15 protein-coding genes are annotated in these 16,629 nt (G+C 59.7%); 10 read left to right on the top strand and 5 right to left on the bottom strand.

Going from position 1 to position 16,629, the window contains the following annotated elements; genetic code table 11:
• The first annotated feature begins 103 nt into the window (after positions 1 to 103).
• Positions 104 to 505, top strand: a complete 402-nt coding sequence (locus AC0TOF_RS10970; RefSeq protein WP_114215983.1) for a (R)-mandelonitrile lyase — start codon at positions 104 to 106, stop codon at positions 503 to 505.
• Between the two features lie 155 nt (positions 506 to 660).
• Positions 661 to 1,596: a choline ABC transporter substrate-binding protein gene (gene choX, locus AC0TOF_RS10965; RefSeq protein ID WP_473768253.1), complete on the top strand. Its 936-nt coding sequence runs from the start codon at positions 661 to 663 to the stop codon at positions 1,594 to 1,596.
• A gap of 3 nt (positions 1,597 to 1,599) precedes the next feature.
• Here choX and AC0TOF_RS10960 read toward each other — a convergent pair whose 3' ends face one another.
• The gene (locus AC0TOF_RS10960) at positions 1,600 to 2,553 is read right to left on the bottom strand and encodes a GlxA family transcriptional regulator (protein WP_122001152.1); all 954 of its coding nucleotides are present in this window, start codon (positions 2,551 to 2,553) and stop codon (positions 1,600 to 1,602) included.
• Between the two features lie 91 nt (positions 2,554 to 2,644).
• Here AC0TOF_RS10960 and AC0TOF_RS10955 point away from each other — a divergent pair, with 91 nt between their 5' ends.
• From AC0TOF_RS10955 to AC0TOF_RS10930, 6 genes are all read left to right on the top strand, one after another.
• Positions 2,645 to 3,550 (top strand): beta-keto acid cleavage family enzyme, encoded by a 906-nt coding sequence (locus AC0TOF_RS10955; protein WP_122001151.1) that lies wholly within the window; start codon positions 2,645 to 2,647, stop codon positions 3,548 to 3,550.
• A gap of 5 nt (positions 3,551 to 3,555) precedes the next feature.
• On the top strand, positions 3,556 to 5,034 hold the full coding sequence (locus tag AC0TOF_RS10950; RefSeq protein WP_473768252.1) for a carnitine 3-dehydrogenase: 1,479 nt from the start codon (positions 3,556 to 3,558) through the stop codon (positions 5,032 to 5,034).
• 151 nt (positions 5,035 to 5,185) lie between these two features.
• Positions 5,186 to 5,893, top strand: coding sequence for a DUF1956 domain-containing protein (locus tag AC0TOF_RS10945; RefSeq protein ID WP_473768251.1), 708 nt, complete (start codon positions 5,186 to 5,188; stop codon positions 5,891 to 5,893).
• Positions 5,890 to 6,834: an HlyD family secretion protein gene (locus tag AC0TOF_RS10940; RefSeq protein ID WP_473768250.1), complete on the top strand. Its 945-nt coding sequence runs from the start codon at positions 5,890 to 5,892 to the stop codon at positions 6,832 to 6,834. The genes AC0TOF_RS10945 and AC0TOF_RS10940 overlap by 4 nt, the downstream gene beginning before the upstream one ends.
• A 12-nt stretch (positions 6,835 to 6,846) precedes the next feature.
• Entirely contained in the window at positions 6,847 to 7,782 is a 936-nt protein-coding gene (locus tag AC0TOF_RS10935) for an ABC transporter ATP-binding protein (RefSeq protein ID WP_473768249.1), read from the top strand.
• Positions 7,779 to 8,918 (top strand): ABC transporter permease, encoded by a 1,140-nt coding sequence (locus AC0TOF_RS10930; protein ID WP_473768248.1) that lies wholly within the window; start codon positions 7,779 to 7,781, stop codon positions 8,916 to 8,918. The genes AC0TOF_RS10935 and AC0TOF_RS10930 overlap by 4 nt, the downstream gene beginning before the upstream one ends.
• Here the strand turns inward: AC0TOF_RS10930 and AC0TOF_RS10925 are convergent.
• Both AC0TOF_RS10925 and AC0TOF_RS10920 read right to left on the bottom strand, forming a co-directional pair.
• Positions 8,915 to 10,117, bottom strand: a complete 1,203-nt coding sequence (locus AC0TOF_RS10925) for an MFS transporter (RefSeq protein ID WP_122001145.1) — start codon at positions 10,115 to 10,117, stop codon at positions 8,915 to 8,917. The two genes, AC0TOF_RS10930 and AC0TOF_RS10925, sit on opposite strands and share 4 nt — an antisense overlap.
• Before the next feature lie 10 nt (positions 10,118 to 10,127).
• Positions 10,128 to 10,952, bottom strand: a complete 825-nt coding sequence (locus tag AC0TOF_RS10920; protein WP_473768247.1) for an aldo/keto reductase — start codon at positions 10,950 to 10,952, stop codon at positions 10,128 to 10,130.
• A 212-nt stretch (positions 10,953 to 11,164) separates the two neighbouring features.
• Here AC0TOF_RS10920 and AC0TOF_RS10915 point away from each other — a divergent pair, with 212 nt between their 5' ends.
• Both AC0TOF_RS10915 and AC0TOF_RS10910 read left to right on the top strand, forming a co-directional pair.
• Positions 11,165 to 12,070, top strand: coding sequence for a LysR substrate-binding domain-containing protein (locus AC0TOF_RS10915; protein WP_473768246.1), 906 nt, complete (start codon positions 11,165 to 11,167; stop codon positions 12,068 to 12,070).
• A 300-nt stretch (positions 12,071 to 12,370) separates the two neighbouring features.
• On the top strand, positions 12,371 to 14,221 hold the full coding sequence (locus AC0TOF_RS10910; RefSeq protein WP_473768245.1) for an ABC transporter ATP-binding protein/permease: 1,851 nt from the start codon (positions 12,371 to 12,373) through the stop codon (positions 14,219 to 14,221).
• A gap of 17 nt (positions 14,222 to 14,238) precedes the next feature.
• On the opposite strand, the gene AC0TOF_RS10905 is transcribed toward AC0TOF_RS10910, so the two are convergent.
• Entirely contained in the window at positions 14,239 to 15,165 is a 927-nt protein-coding gene (locus tag AC0TOF_RS10905; protein ID WP_473768244.1) for a cation diffusion facilitator family transporter, read from the bottom strand.
• A 139-nt stretch (positions 15,166 to 15,304) separates the two neighbouring features.
• Entirely contained in the window at positions 15,305 to 16,327 is a 1,023-nt protein-coding gene (locus tag AC0TOF_RS10900; RefSeq protein ID WP_473768243.1) for a substrate-binding domain-containing protein, read from the bottom strand.
• Positions 16,328 to 16,629 lie beyond the last annotated feature (302 nt).

The raw sequence follows: 16,629 nt of genomic DNA, 5'->3' as shown, positions 1-16,629 counted from the left end.
TTGATCTATCCATTTGCCTTGACGCGCATCTTGTTTCGAAAACCGTTTCACACTTTTCGGGATGCGCTATGGTGCGTCTCTCATCTTCGAAAGGAAACGCGCCATGGATATCAAGCGAAACGGAACCGATCCTTCCGGCAAAGGCCCAGCCGACTGGTTTACGGGCAATGTCCGTATCGATCCGCTGTTTTCTCCCAACAATGCCAGGCGCGCGGCGGCTGCGACCGTGACCTTCGAGCCGGGCGCACGCACGGCCTGGCACACGCATCCGCTTGGTCAAACCCTGATCGTGACCGCCGGACTTGGTCTCGTGCAGCGTGAGGGCGGGCCGATCGAGGAAATCCGGCCCGGTGATGTCGTGTGGTTCGAGCCGGGCGAGAAGCACTGGCACGGCGCATCGGCCAGCAACGCGATGACCCATATCGCCATTCAGGAACAGCTCGACGGCAAGGTCGTGGACTGGATGGAGCATGTCAGTGATGCGCAATATGGTGCGGGCAAGTGAATTTTGCCCCGGTTTTGCGCAGCTTTCTAAAACCAACCCAGCCAGTTGAGGGCCAAAGGTTGCGCAAAACGCAAAGATGATTGCGTATATTGCGAAGAGGTATTTCCTGTTTCCCCTATCATGTTGTTCTCAATAAAAACAAAGGGGAGAAGATAATGAAACACCTGCTTCTTTTGCTTGCAGCAAGCGTCGCCAGCCTTGCCAGCGTGCAGGCGCATGCCGCCGAAGGCGAGGCCTGCAAGTCACCCAAATTCTCCGATGTCGGCTGGACCGACATTACCGCAACCACGGCACTTGCCTCCCTGCTGCTGGAAAAGGCCGGATATCAGCCTCAGACCACTATTCTTTCCGTGCCTGTCACCTTCCAGTCGCTGGAAAACGGTCAGATCGATATTTTCCTCGGCAACTGGATGCCGCTTCAGGAGGAAGCGCGCAAGCCCTATATTGAGGGAAAGAAGGTCGAGCAGGCCGGTGTGAACCTTCAAGGCGCGAAGATCGGTCTTGCCGCCACGGGCAAGGATCTCGGCATCAGGAACTACGCCGATATAGCCAAATTCAAGGACCAGCTTGGCGGCAAGATCTATGGCATCGAGGCAGGCAGCAGCGCCAATGCCACCATCCAGTCGATGATCGAGAAGGACAAGTTCGGCCTGAAGGATTTCCAGCTTGCAGAGTCCAGCGAGCAGGCCATGCTTTCGCAGGTTCAAAATGCGGTGCGCAAGGATGAGCCGGTGGTGTTCTTCGCCTGGACGCCGCATCCGATGAACATTCGCTACAAGCTGACCTATCTGCAAAATGGCGAAAACCTGTTCGGGCCGGAAGATGGTGCGGCGACCGTCGAGACCCTGACCCGCAAGGGTTATGCAGCCGACTGCCCCAATGTCTCGCGCTTCCTGTCGAACCTGAAGTTCAACACGGAAATGGAAAGCACGATGATGAACATGATCCTCAATGACGGCCTGGAAGCCAAGGACGCCGTTGCGAAATGGATCAAGGAGAACCCGGCGCAGCTCGACGCATGGCTCGACGGCGTGACCACTGTCGACGGCAAGCCGGCGCTTGCTGCGGTGAAGTCCGGTCTGGGCTTGTAGCTTTTACTGGCGCAGCTTGCTCGGCGACTGACCGAAATGCCGCTTGAAGGCGCGCGACAGCGAACTGATCGACGAAAAGCCGGTCTGTTCCGCTGTGTCGGCCATGGAAAGACGGGTGTCGAGGATCAGCCGCCGGGCCGCTTTCAGCCGGAGCGACAGGTAATAGTTGCCCGGTGACTGGCCGATCACATTGGCAAACAACAACTCAAGACTGCGCGTCGAAAGGCCAAGCCTGCGCGCCACGCTCGACACAGGGATCGGCCGGTCGATGTGCGTCTCCATGATCTTGATGGCGTCGGCCAGTCGCGGCTCGCGATTGAGCAGGCGGCCAAGGGAGACCAGCGGCTGCGCATCCGAAGCCTGCTTCACCTCGTCATAGACGTAGAGGCTCGCCACATCGAGCGCGATGGAATAGCCGTGTCGGGCGCGAATGAGCGCCAGCATCATGTCGAGCGCCGGGGCCGCGCCTCCGGTCGTCAGAAGTGCCCCGTCCCGCACCCAGCGATCCGACTGCATTTCAACTTCCGGAAAGCGTTGCGAAAATGCCTCCAGGTCTTCCCAGTGGGTGGTTGCCTTGCGACCGTTGAGCAATCCGGCTTTTGCCAGCACCCACGATCCGGCCTCCACGCCAACGATGAGCTTCGATTGCGCGGCGGCCTGGCGCAGCATGGCGAGAAGCTTCGGCGTTGCGTGTTCCAAGGCATGAAAGGCGCTGACGATGATGAGAATATCCTGCGCGCCAACCTCGAATTTTCCGTCCGCCGAAACCTTAAGGCCGCTGGATGTGACCGGGTCGCTGCCGTCCGGCGACACCACGCGCCAGCGATAGAGCGAGCGTCCCGTCACACGGTTGGCGCCGCGCATCGGGTCCAGCGTCGCGGCCAGCGACATCAGCGAACAATCCGGCAGGACAAGCAGCGTAACGCTCAGTTCTTCGTCGGACGGTTCAAAGATCATGCTCTTCGCTCTTCGCCAAATAGATTTCGTAAAATGATAATCCCAGCATTTCGCGACCTGTCAAGCTCGGCGAAAATTGAGGGAAACGAAGATGCCTTTAAAACCTGCCCGCGAAATATTCATCACGGCTGCCGTCACCGGGGCCGGAGCAACCACGCATCGCTCGAACAAGGTGCCAATCACGCCGCGCCAGATCGCCGATGCGGCAATCGAAAGCGCCGAGGCAGGCGCCGCAATCGCCCATATTCATGTGCGCGATCCGCAAACGGGCGAACCATCGCGCAAGCTGGAACTTTTCCGCGAGGTGGTGGATCATATCCGGGCGTCCGGCGTCGATATCGTGCTGAACCTGACGGCAGGCGTTGGCGGCGATCTGGTCTTTGGGTCGGCAGAAGCTCCGCTGCCGCCCGATGCATCGAAAACCGATATGGCTGGCGCGACGGAACGGCTCGCCCATGTCGCGGAACTCCTGCCGGAAATCTGCACGCTCGACTGCGGCACGATGAATTTCGGCGAGGGCGATTATGTGATGACCAACACGCCCGCCATGCTCAAGGAGATGGCCGCTCAGATACAGCGGCTTGGCGTGCGCCCGGAAATCGAGATTTTCGATACGGGTCATCTGCCGCTTGCCCAATGGCTGCAGCAGCAGGGCCTGCTCGACGATCCGGTTCTGGTGCAGTTGTGCATGGGTATCCCGTGGGGCGCGCCCGACGACTTGGCGACGCTGGTATCCATCCTCCACAACCTGCCGGAAAACTGGATTTTCTCGGCCTTTTCCATCGGCCGCAACCAGTTGCCCTATGCGGCGCTGGCGGTGCTTGCTGGCGGCAATATCCGCGTGGGACTGGAAGACAATATCTGGCTCGACAAGGGCGTTCTGGCGTCGAATGGCGATCTGGTTGAACGGGCCAAGACCATTGCCGTCAATATGGGAACGAAGGTTCTGACGCCCGCCGAAGTCCGCGAGAAACTCAAGCTCACGAAGCGCTGGTGATAGTCATGAACAGCAATCCTCCCAAGATCGCCTGCATAGGCAGCGGTGTCATCGGCAGCGGTTGGGCCGCACGCTTTCTGCTCAATGGCTTCGATGTTGCCGTTTACGATCCGTCGCCGGATGCCAAGGCGACGACCGAACATATTCTCGACAATGCGCGCCGGGCCTTGGCGGCGCTGACCACCGTGCGCCTTCCGCAGGAAGGGCGGCTTTCCTTTTCCGCGTCGCTGGCCGAAGCGGTTGAAGGCGCGGTGCTCATTCAGGAAAGCGTGCCCGAGCGCCTCGACCTGAAACTTGCGGTGATGGCGGATATCGAAGCGGCCTGCGCGGACGATGCGTTGATCGCATCCTCCACTTCCGGCTTCCTGCCGAGCAAGTTGCAGGCCGGGTTGCGGCATCCAGAGCGGCTGCTGATCGCCCACCCTTACAACCCCGTCTACCTGCTGCCGCTGGTGGAACTCGTTCCCGGCGAAAAGACCGCAGCCGCAACGATTGAGGTCGCTTCCGCGCTCTATCGCCAGACCGGCATGGAGCCGGTCGTGCTTGAAAAGGAGATCGACGCTTTTGTCGGCGACCGCCTTCTGGAAGCGCTGTGGCGGGAGGCTCTGTGGCTCGTGCGCGACGGCATCGCAACGGTCGAGCAGATCGACGATATCATCCGCTATTCCTTCGGGCTTCGCTGGGCGCAGATGGGCCTGTTCCAGACCTATCGCATTGCAGGCGGTCCGGCAGGCATGCGGCACTTTCTTGCGCAATTCGGACCCGCGCTGCAATGGCCATGGACCAAGCTGACAGATGTGCCAGACCTTGATGACAGCCTGATCAACCGCATCGCCGACCAGTCGGATGCGCAGAATGAAGGGCTTTCCATCCGCGATCTGGAGCGGATTCGCGATGAAAATCTGGTCGCGATCATCCGTGCCCTGTCGCAACAGCAGCAGGGCAAGGGCTGGGGCGCGGGCGCGCTGCTCAACGGCTATACCGCGCGGCTTACTGCGGCGGCGAACCGCCCCGCCACAGGTTCCGGCCCGTTGCGGCTTCTGGATGTGCGGGTGATCCCCGAATGGATCGACTATAACGGACACATGACCGAGCATCGCTATCTGGATGTGTTCGGGCAGGCGACGGACAGGTTTCTGGCCCATATCGGCATGGACGAGGCTTACCTGCAATCCGGTCACAGCTACTACACGGTTGAAACCCATATCATGCATCGCGGCGAGGCGAAGGCAGGCGATGCGCTGCATGTCGAAACGCAATTGCTCTCCTTCGACGAAAAGCGCGCGCATGTCTTTCACAGCCTCCGGCGTGGCGATACGGAAATTGCCAGCGCCGAGCAGATGCTGCTGCATGTCGACAGCAAGGCAGGCAAGGCTGTGGCGGCAAAGCCAGCCATAAGGGAAGCCCTTGAGCAGTTGTTCCATTCCCATCAGGAAATGCCGACACCGATTGCCGTCGGTCGGCATGTAGGCAGGCGCGGCTGACACGTCTGCGTTTGGCCTCCATCCCCATCACCACATGGTCGCGGCGTACACTCCGCCGCAGACCATAGCGAACAACGGAACCGTAGCCCCCGAACGGCCTCCGTTGTTCGCATTGCTTGACATTTAATCAATCGATTGATTAAATCATTCTATGAGCACATCGAAAAATACCACGCAGGCTCAAGCGCGCCCGTCGGCGGACCAGACGCGCGCCGCGCTTATCCATGCGGCATTGCAGCTTTTCGGGTCGAAGGGTTTTGACGCCACATCGACGCGGGAGATCGCGGGTCTTGCCAAGGCGAATATTGGCTCTATCGCTTATCACTTCGGCAACAAGGAAGGTCTCCGACTGGCGGCGGCGGACTATATCGTCGAGACAATACAGGGCGTGGCCGGTCAGGCGCTCGGCCATTATGCGGTGATCGGCGTATCCGCCAAGACGAGAGACGAGGCGCGTCAGCAGCTTGTCATGGCGATCGAGCGAATGACGCAGTTTATCGTGGTGCAGCCGCAATCCGGCGAAATCGTGCAGTTTCTTCAACGCGAACTGGCGCATCCGACGGCGGCGCTCGACCGGATCTATTCAGGCGTTTTCGAGCCGACGCACAAAAGGCTTTGCGCCATATGGGAGGTCGCGACGGGCGAGCCTGCCGAGAGTGAAGCCACAAGGCTTATCATCTTCACCCTGCTTGGGCAGGTTGTCTATTTCCGCATTGGCCGCGAGGCGGTGAAACGGCGCATGGGCTGGGCGACGATGGGCGAGGACGAGGCGGCGGCAGTGGCGGCAATAGTGCGCCAGAATCTGATGGCCATCCTTGCGGCCAAAGACGCCGCTCGAAACGCCGGGGTGTCGATATGAGTGTCCTGTGCATTCTCCCTTTCGCTTCCTATCTTTTTGCAGCGTGCAGCACGCAGCCCCTTGCAGTTGGCTATGTGGAAGGGGAGTTTGTGCAGCTCGCGCCGTTGGAAGTCGCGCAGGTTCAGTCCGTGGCCGTCAGGCGTGGTGATCGTGTCGAACCGGGCAAGCCGATTGCGCAGACGGAGGATGCAGACGCAAGGATTGCGGTCGCGCAGGCCGAGGCCGCGCTGGCGCAGGCGCGCGCCCAACTGGCGGATTTGCAGGTCGGCAAGCGCCCCGATGAGATTGCCGTTCTCGAAGCGGCGGTCAGGACGGCGAGGGCGCAGGCCGACGATGCGCGGCGCACGCTTTTGCGCACGCGGGACCTGACGAAGCGCGGGGTAATGACGCAGGCGCAGCTTGACGATGCGGCGACCAAGGTGGAGGTGGCGGAAGCTGCCATCAATCAGGCGACGTCCAATCTGGCGGTGGGGCGGCTTCCCGCCCGACCTGAAACCATCAAGGCGGCGGAAAATGCCGTCAAAACCGCCGAAGCACAGCTCGACTCCGCCCGCTGGCATCTCGCCAAGCGAACGATTGAAGCGCCTGCCGCCGGGCACGTCACCGACGTCATCCGCAATCCCGGCGATATTGCCGGTCCCACCGCGCCGGTGCTGACAATGCTGCCGGACGGTGCGGTGAAGTTGAAAGTCTATATACCGGAAGACAAGTTCGCGGCGGTGCGGACGGGCGATGTGCTGTCGGTGCGATGCGACGGTTGCGCGCCCGGACTACAGGCCCGTGTGAGCTATGTCTCGCCCGACCCGGAATTCACGCCGCCGGTGATCTACTCGCTCGAAACGCGCCAGAAGCTGGTTTATCTCGTTGAGGCGCATCCCGTCGATCCCGCATCGCCTCTCCAGCCCGGCCAGATCGTCGATGTCGATCTGGCTTCGCAATAGGCGGAGGCGGCAATGGCGAACGCCATCGATGTCAAAGGTCTCGTCAAGCGTTTCGGCGATGCCACTGTCGTCGATCAGGTCAGCATGTCGGTGGCAGAGGGCGAAATTGTCGGCTTTCTGGGGCCGAATGGCTCCGGCAAGACCACCACCATCCGCATGATGTGCGGATTGCTGACGCCCGATGAGGGCGAGGGCGAAGTGCTGGGGTATGATCTTCGCACGGAAGGGCTGAAGATCAAGCGCGAGGTCGGCTATATGACGCAGCGCTTTTCCTTCTATGAAGACCTGACCATTGCCGAAAATCTCGAATTTGTCGCCCGGCTCTACCGGTTGAAGCCAGTGAAGGAGCATGTGGCGCGCACGCTTGAGGAACTGGGATTGACCTCGCGTGGCAACCAGCTGGCGGGAACGCTGTCCGGCGGCTGGAAACAGCGGCTGGCGCTTGCCGCCTGCATCATGCACAAGCCGAAACTTCTGTTGCTGGACGAACCGACCGCAGGCGTTGATCCCAAGGCGCGACGCGATTTCTGGGACGAGATTCATCGTCTCGCCGATGGCGGTCTGACCGTGCTGGTTTCGACCCATTACATGGATGAAGCCGAACGCTGTCATCGCATCAGCTATATTTCCTATGGCAAGCTTCTGGCCACTGGCACTGTGCAGGAAGTGATCGACAAGGCCGGGCTTTCAACCTTCATCGTCAATGGTCCGCGCCTTGGCGAAATTGCGCGCATACTGGAAGGCGAACCGGGCGTGGAGCAAGTGGCTCCTTTTGGTGCGACGCTACATGTGGTGGGCTCCGACCGGGCGACGCTTGAGGCGGCTCTGGAAAAAATCAGGCAGCGCGACGGGATCAGAGTCGAGCCGGGCGAAACCAGCCTTGAGGATGTCTTCATTCAGTTCATGGCCAGTGCCGAGGACAATATGGCGAAGGACGGCCCATCATGAGCGGCGGCTGGTTCTCGTTCGAGCGCCTTGGCGCGATGCTGATGAAGGAATTCATCCAGATGCGGCGCGACCGCATAACCTTCGCCATGATGCTGATCGTGCCGCTGATGCAGCTTTTGCTGTTTGGTTTCGCCATCAACAACGACCCGAAAAGCCTGCCAAGCGCGCTGGTTGTGACCAGCCAGGATCACTATACGCGCGCGATGATTTCGGCTTTGGAAACAACCGGCTATTATCGGTTCGACCATGTGGTGCAAAGTGCGGCGGAAGCTGAGGCGCTGATCGCCAGTGGCGCCGTTTCCTTCGTGGTGACGATCCCGTCCGATTTTGCAAGGCGTGTCGATGCTGGTGAGCAGCCGCAGATCCTGATCGAAGCCGACGCGACCGATCCATCGGTTGCCAGTGGCGCGATCTCGACGCTTGGCACCGTTGCAAGTCAGGCGCTTTTGCGCGAGCAGGGCAGACAGGCGGAGGCCGCTGATGCGGCGCGCAGTCAGTTGCAGGTCGTTGTGCACCGGCGTTACAACCCGGAAGGCGTGTCGCAATATAATATCGTTCCGGGCCTTCTGGGCGTGATCCTGCAAATGACCATGGTGATGATGACGGCCATGGCGCTGACCCGCGAGACGGAACGCGGCACCATGGAAAATCTGCTCGCCATGCCTGCCACGCCTGCCGAAATCATGCTGGGCAAGGTGCTGCCGTTTCTGGCGGTGGGTGCTGTGCAGGTGGTGGTGGTGCTGGCGGCGGCAAAACTTCTGTTCGGGGTGCCGTTCGTCGGATCGCTGGCGCTGCTTCTGGCCTGTGTTCTGATCTTTGTGCTGTCGCTGGTGCTGCTCGGCTATACGATCTCGACCGTATCGCGCACGCAGATGCAGGCCATGCAGCTAACCTTCTTTTTCTTCCTGCCCTCGCTGATGCTATCGGGCTTCATGTTTCCGTTCCGGGGCATGCCGGATTGGGCGCAGACGCTGGGGGAGATTTTCCCGCTGACTCATTTCCTGCGCATTGTGCGGGCGGTCATGCTGAAGGGCGCCCACCTTTCCGACATTGCCGGAGAGGTGAACGCCCTCATATTCTTCGTGTTCCTGTTTGCGTCGCTGGCGCTTCTGCGCTTCAGGCGAACGTTGGATTAGCAGGCTGAAGGAGCCAGCGCTGTTTTCGGACGGCGGGACAGCGTGAACAGCAGGCCCGCTGCGGCCAGAAGGCCACCGGCTACCGGTATCGCGGCATAGCCAAAACCAAGGCTGATAACGCCGCTGCCCAGTGCCGCGCCGACGGCATTGCCGAGATTGAACGCGCCGATATTGATCGACGATGCCAGTCCCGGTGCTTCGGAAGCGGCCTGCATGACGCGGGTCTGAACCGGCGGCACGATGGCGAAGGCTGCCGCGCCCCATGCGACGAGACCAATGGCGGCACCGATATGGCTGGTAAGCACCAGCGGCAGTGCGAGGCTGATGATCGCAAGCGCAACAAGGAAGATGCGCGTCGCACCATCAAGCGACCAGTCGGCGAGACGTCCGCCAAGCGCATTGCCGATGGTGAAGCCAAGGCCAATGAGAACAAGCGCCAGCGTCACGAAGCTTTCCGATGCGTGGGTCAGTTCGGTCAGAACTGGCGCGACAAAGGTGTAGAGCGTGAACATGGCGCCCGCGCCCATGACGGTTGTTGCCAGCGACATGAGCACTGTCGGGCGCACGAGAACGCGAAGTTCCTGGCCGACATTTGGCATCTTGCCTGCTTCGCCGCGTGGCAGGGCGAGCCAAAGCGCGGTGATCGTGACGAGGCCCAGAACGGCAGTGCCGGCAAAGGACATGCGCCAGCCGATCTGCTGGCCGACCCAGGTTGCCGCCGGAACGCCGCCAATATTGGCGATCGTCAGGCCCATGAACATGGTGGCAACGGCGCTAGCGCGCTTTTCAGGCGGCACGACGCTGGCCGCGACGACGGAGCCAAGGCCGAAGAATGCGCCGTGATTGAGGCTGGTCACGAGGCGCGCAGCCAGAAGCGTCCAGTAATCCGGCGAGAGCGCGGACAGGATGTTGCCGAGCGTGAATATGGCCATGAGCAGCATCAGCGCGGTGCGCTTGCCGAAGCGCCCGAAGGCGAGTGTCATGACCGGCGCGCCGACCATCACGCCGACCGCATAAGCGCTGACGAGCAGGCCAGCTGTCGGGATGGAGACGTCAACGCCGTCCGCAATGACGGGCAAAAGGCCCATGGGTGAAAATTCGGTGGTGCCGATGCCAAAGGCACCGATTGCAAGCGCGAGCAGCGGCCAGTTGAAACCGGCCGCCTTCGTCGCGCTGTCGTGAGACTGTGTAGCGCTCATGATAAAATTCCTATTTGTCCCAGACGGGCGCCAGACCTTCGGGGCTGACGATGCGACCATTGGGGCGTGCAAGCTTTGCGATGGCGGCCATGTCTTCAGCATTCAGTTCAAAGTCGAAGACATTGAAATTCTCTGCAACGCGCTCAGGCTTGGCTGTCTTGGAAAGAGCGACAAAGCCCTGTTCGATCAACCAGCGAAGACCGACCTGAGCGGCGGACTTGCCGTATTTTGCGCCAATGGCCTGAAGTACCGCATCGCGCGGCACTGCGCCATCGGCCATGCCGTAATAGGCGGAGATGGCAACGCCCGCAGCTTTCGCGGCCTGTGCGACCGTGCTCTGGTCGAGATAGGGATGAACCTCGATCTGGTTGGTCACGATAGGCGCGCGGCTCTTCTGGACGGATTCCTTCATCTGCGCGACGTTCTGGTTGCTGACGCCGATGAAGCGCGTCTTGCCTGCTGCATGCACGGCATTGAGCATCTCAACCTGGTCGGCAATCGCCACCTTGTCGGCGGGCCAGTGCAGAAGCAGGAGATCGACCTGATCGACCTTCAGCTTGTCGAGGCTTTCATCAACGGAAGCTGCAAATTTTCCCGGGCTGTAATTATCGACCCAGACCTTTGTGGTCAGGAACAGCTCGTCGCGCTTGGCGCCGGCCTTTTGCAAGGCGCGCCCGAGGGCGGCTTCGTTCTGATAGATCTGCGCGGTGTCGAAATGGCGGAAGCCGGCTTCCAGCGCCGCCGGGACAACGCTTTCCACTTCGGCGTCCGTCATGCGGAAAACACCAAAGCCGAGCGCTGGTATGGCCGCGCCATGTGCGTTTACGATTTTCATAGTATCTCCTGTCGATTGGCCTTCGGCGTATCGCGTCAATTGCGCGAGCTTGGGAGGCTTATGCTTCGGGCTCTCAATTGCAGATGCCGATTCTGTCCGGACGATCCGGTCAGCCTTGATCTCGTGCAGCACAAATAGGATAGTCGCGCGGACTTGAAAATCCGCTCGAAATCCACATTATCTGTGAAACGATTTCACAGATGGAGCGGGCGATGGACAATCGCATCGGCGAAATGCAGGTTTTTATGCGGGTTGTGGAAGCGGGCAGCTTCTCGGAGGCCGCCCGCCTTCTGCGCATGAATCCTTCGACCATCAGCAAGCTCATATCGCGCATCGAGGCGAGGCTCGGCGTGCGGCTTCTGGAGCGCTCCTCCCGACGCCTGTCGCTGACGAGCGAGGGGCAGATTTATTACGAACGCAGCCAGGGATTGCTGCGCGATTTCGAGGAGGTTGAACGCGAGCTTTCGCAAGGTTCCGCAAGCACCGGGGGCACAGTGCGCGTCAATGCTTCCGTCGCATTGGGAACGCTGGCGCTGGAGCCGCTTTTGCCGGAATTCTTCGCCGCCTATCCGAATATCGTGATCGACCTGTCGCTCTCTGACGAACTGGTTGACCTTTATCTCGACCGTACCGATGTGGCGTTTCGCATCGGAACCCTCCCCAATTCCAGCATGACGGCGCGCAAGCTCGGGGTCGCCCGGCGCAAGATTCTGGCGGCGCCGTCCTATCTGGCGCGTCACGGCACGCCGATGACGGTTGATGATCTCGCGGATCACAATTGCATCGGTTTCAATTTCCGCCGCGCCGCGCCGGTCTGGCCGCTGAAGGAAAGCGGGCGGATCGTAGACCGCGCCGTTTACGGCTCGCTTCTGGCCAATAATGGCGAAACCGTCCGCCGCATGGCGGTTGCCGGGCTGGGACTTGCACGGATCGCTGATTTTCACGCGCGCAACGACCTTGCTTCCGGCGCATTGGTGGAGGTTCTCGCCGACGCTGTCGAGAATGATCTGGAAGACGTGCATGCCGTGTTTCTGGGCGGCGCTCGTCTGCCGCAGCGGGTCCGCGTTTTCCTTGATTATGTGGTGCCGCCGCTCCAGTCCTATCTGGCGGCACAATAGGTCCTTCGCCCGGAATCAGGCGACATGTGCGGTGCTACCCCGGCATTTTCCGCGTGAAACAGTCTGTTCAGCAAAAAAATACGTTAGTCGATAGGCAAGCGATTTCAAATCGTTGTGCTTGAACCGCTCTCGGTTCACGGGCTGCCGCTCCGGTTTTGTGTTGACTATTAACATTGTGTTAACCACAGTTTGTTGCAATATGTAACACAGCGTTACATTTCTTGATGACGAACGAGGTGTGGATTGGACACAAACCGGCAGACCAGACAGCAATCCTTGCAGGCAAGGGGAAGGTCTGCCGTGGCTGACATGACGTCGTTCTGGGGGCTGATGCGCGCCTATTGGGTTTCCGACCGCTGGAAGGAAGCCTGGGGACTTACCCTCGCAATTTTTCTGATGACGGCTTTCGTAAGCAAGACCACCGTTTGGGTGGCCGAGGCTTCCGGCTTGCTCATGAACTCCATCGTCAATGTCAACACCGCGCCTGTTCAGCACCCTCTCATGACGATAGCGGCGAATGCGGGCATTCTTGTTCTGCTGATGCTGGCAAAGGATGTGATGCTGGTCGGTTCCCGCCATTTCCTGTCCACCACGCTGCATCGCAAATGGCGCAAATGGCTGAACGACCAGTTCTCCACCGCGCTGCTGAACGGCAGGCACACGCATTTCCATTTGCAGCAGGGCAGGGGCAAGGACCAGCCCGACAATATCGATCAGCGCCTGCAGGAATCGATCAAGGGGATGACCGGCGGCGCTATTGGCCTCGTCATGGGCATTGTCGGCGTGTTCCTGTCCGCTTTCTTCATTGGTCAGAAGCTGATTGAGATGTCCACCCATGTGGACGGGCTGGATTTCCTCGGCAGCTATGGCAGCGCCGTTCTGGCCTTTGCGGCAATCGTGGTCTATGTCCCGCTCGGCACGCTGGTCGCCATCAAGATCGGCAAGCGTCTGGAGCGGCTCAATCTCGGCATCCAGAAGGCCGAAGGCTCCTATCGTGGCGAATGGACGACGCTTTTGCGCCGCAGCTTCCAGATTTCCGCCTCTGGCGGTGAGGCCGTGCAGCGCTCGGTCAACGACCGTCTCTACAAGGATGTCGACGGCACCTGGAACCGGCTCAACCGTTTCGATGCCGCCTATCTCGCCTTCTCGCAGGCCTATGGCTTTCTCTCGAACCGTATCGTTGCCTATGTTCCGGGACTTCTGCCCTATATGAGCGGCTCGGTCAGCTTCCGTAGTTATGTGACGGGCGCGGAACTGGTCGCGGCAATGATCAACGATTGCTCATGGTTCATTCAGGTCATGCCTGCGATTGCCAATCTGCGCGCCAATGCGGGCCGCGTGACGGGGCTGGCGCAAGCCATCGAAAATGTTCAGGAACCGGCAGAATTCTACAGCCGGTCCGGCATCAATCGCTTCGCTTTCGCCGAGCAGCATCCGCGCTTTGGCCTGTCGGTGCGCAATCTCACCCTTATGCAGGGACCGGACAGTGAAGCGCCCTTCTTGCGCTCCGGCGTGATCAACATTCGCGCCGGCGACTGGGTTTACATGCGCGGCGAATCCGGCTCGGGCAAAACTTCATTCATGAAGGCACTCAACGGCCTATGGCCCTATGGCACCGGTGATATCATCTATCCGCAGAACGCCACCTCCCTTTATGCGACGCAGGAGGCCAAGTTTCCTTCCGTCACACTGAAACAGCTTATCGCCCTGCCTGCCGATGAAAGCCTGTTCAGCGATCTTGCCGTCGCCGCCGTACTGCATGAAGCGGGGTTGGGCGAGTTCATCGAGCGCATGAACGACCCGGATGCGGGCGGCGCGCCGTGGGACATGATCCTGTCCGGCGGACAGAAGCAGAAGATCGTGCTGGCGCGCATTCTCCTGCATAAGCCGTCCATCATCTTCCTTGATGAAGCGACCGGCGCACTCGATCCGGTTTCGAAAATGCGTTTCCATGAGGCGCTGAAGACGCGCTGCCCGCAGGCCATCGTCATCAGCATCATGCATGAGGAAAAGCTGCCGCTGCTCGAAGACGGCGAAGAGGTCTATTCCCATGTGCTGGATATTCGAAACGGCTATGTTTCGCTGCGTCCGGTCCATTTCGATACCATGCCGGATGCGGTTGTGGAAACGCCTCTCATCGCCGCGGAATAAAGCACTACAGCCTAGGATCACACGGCCCACTCCACATCCGTGGTAAAGGCGATGGTCAGCCATCGGTCCGGTCCTTCGCCGCCGAGCGCATCGCCGATCTCGTCGCGCAATGCGTCCCATTCCTCAAGCTTTCGCGGCGGAAGATCGGGGGGAACGATGAAATAAAGCTCGATCTGCTTGCCGCGGCCAACTTTGGCGACATAAGCGCGGTAGGACAGGAAACCGTGGCGCTTGACGAACTCTTCGGCAATCTTGTCGACATGCTGTTTGAGGTCCGCAGGGGTGACTAGGAAAATGTCGGCCAACGCCTGTTTGATCGTGCCGATCGGCATGGGAATGATGACAAGGCAAACAACCGCCAGAACTGCGGGATCAATATACGGCGTCAGCCAGCCAAGCTCCGTATTCTCAATGGCATAACCAATCGAGAAGGCGATCAAAAGCGCTGCGGTAATTCCGCCCGACATGATCCAGGCTTTGGCGTCGAGCGCCACGAAATCCGACTTCAATGTGCGGTTTGCGCGCATTTCGAACCACGCCATGCCGAGGCAGGCGATGAGCGCGACGACCGCATAGAAAATCGCATAGCTGAATTCAAGATCGCGCCCGCCATCCATCAGGCTGCCGATTGCATTGATAAGCGCGTAGATCGCAACGCCGGTCAGCATCATGCCATTGAGGCCAAGCACCATGGGTTCCAGATGCCAGAAGCCCATCGTGAATCGATCACGCAATCTTCCGCGTGGCTGCTCCGGCAAGGCAGAGAGCGCGATGAGGCGTGAAACGAGAAGTGCTAACCCGCTCATGGCCGCATCGGCAAGCATGTAAACGCCATCGAATACGATAGAAAATGAGCCGGATAACAGGCCGAACACAACGCCGAACCCAGCAACGAATATAGTAACCGCTATTGAGAGCTGAAGAATAGATTGTTCACTGCGCAATTTGTACTCCGATTTAAACCAAACACAACGCGGTTTGGTTCCGGGTGCGCCCTTGGGCCGTCGATACCAATTCCGCGTTGCACGGCAAATCTACACCGGCGGCGCTAAACTGGCAAATCGGGTTGGTTCTTCGGCGTCTTCAGGCCCATTCCGGCACGCGGGTCGCGGATTCACGCAGGATGAGTTCGACGGGCCACAACTCGTGAATATCGGCGGCTGCATGTCCGTCGAGTATATCCATCAGCAGGTCGGCGCAGCGTTTACCCGCCGCGCGCATGGATGAGCGGGTTGCAGTCAGCGACGGCACCATATTGTCGGCGCTGAGGAATGAAATCACGTCATCATGAGCGATGACCGAAATATCCTTGCCAATGGTCAGGCCGAAGGAGCGGGCGGCACGGTAGATGCCAAGCGCGGTCATCATGGAACCGGCAACGAATGCCGTCGGGCGCGGATCGCGTTCCAGAAGCTTGCGCGCGAGGCGATAACCGATCTCGTCCGTGAAGTCGCCATGTTCAACCAGATCGGGGTCGAAGGCGATGCCTCTGCTTTCAAGCGCTTTCCGGTAGCCTTCGTCGCGGTGCAGCGAGAAGGTGAAGCCATAACGGCCATTGATCATCGCGATACGGCTATGGCCGAGATCCAAAAGATGGGCAGTGGAGCGGTAGACCGCGCCCTCATTGTCGATGTCGAGCCATGCATGCGGAATGTCCGTCTCGGAACGCCCATGGACGAGAAAGGGTATGCCCAGCTCGTGCAGCATGCGGATACGTTCGTCATTGGGCTTTGGCGAGGTGACGATGATTGCATCGACGCGGCGGCTGGTAGCCAGACGCCGGCAGAGCTGCACTTCATCCTCGGTTCCGTTGTTGGCAATCGGGCTGACGAGAATATCGACTTCATCCTGACCAAGCCGTTCCGCCATGCCGCGCATGAATTCGGCGAAGTGGAACTCGCTGTTGCGGCCCATCACGACACCGATGGCGCCGGCGCGCCCGGTCACCAGCCTGACCGCGTTGACGTTTGGCCGATAGCCGAGGCGCACAGCCTCATCCATGACCCGCTTGCGCGTGCTTTCCGCCACTTCGGGATAGCCGCTCAACGCCCGGCTGACGGTCGTTGCAGAAAGGCCCAGATGTTTGGCGAATTCACGGAGCTTCATTTGGCTTTCGAATGATACAGGCAGGCAAGGCGACGGATTATAGCCGCTTCCCTGCGATTAACAATTGCGGCACTTAGGTCCTGGCCCTAGTGTGCAACGAAACCAAACCGATTTCAAGTTTGTTTGAATTTTCATTCAGGGAGGCTTCAGAAAATATGCGCCGAAAGCATTCTTCAACAGCTGGATCAGCTTCTAAGGTATTGGATTATATATTGATATAAGTCGTAGGTGAACGAAATCGAACGGGGCAATAATCTGCGGCTTGACAGAAATGCGGTCCTCTGCAACCTTTCCGCCATCCA

The sequence above is a fragment of the Ochrobactrum sp. PL_is501 genome, assembly GCF_055816895.1.
Note: the sequence above shows the minus strand (reverse complement) of the source record. Positions and strands in the feature narration are given on the sequence as shown.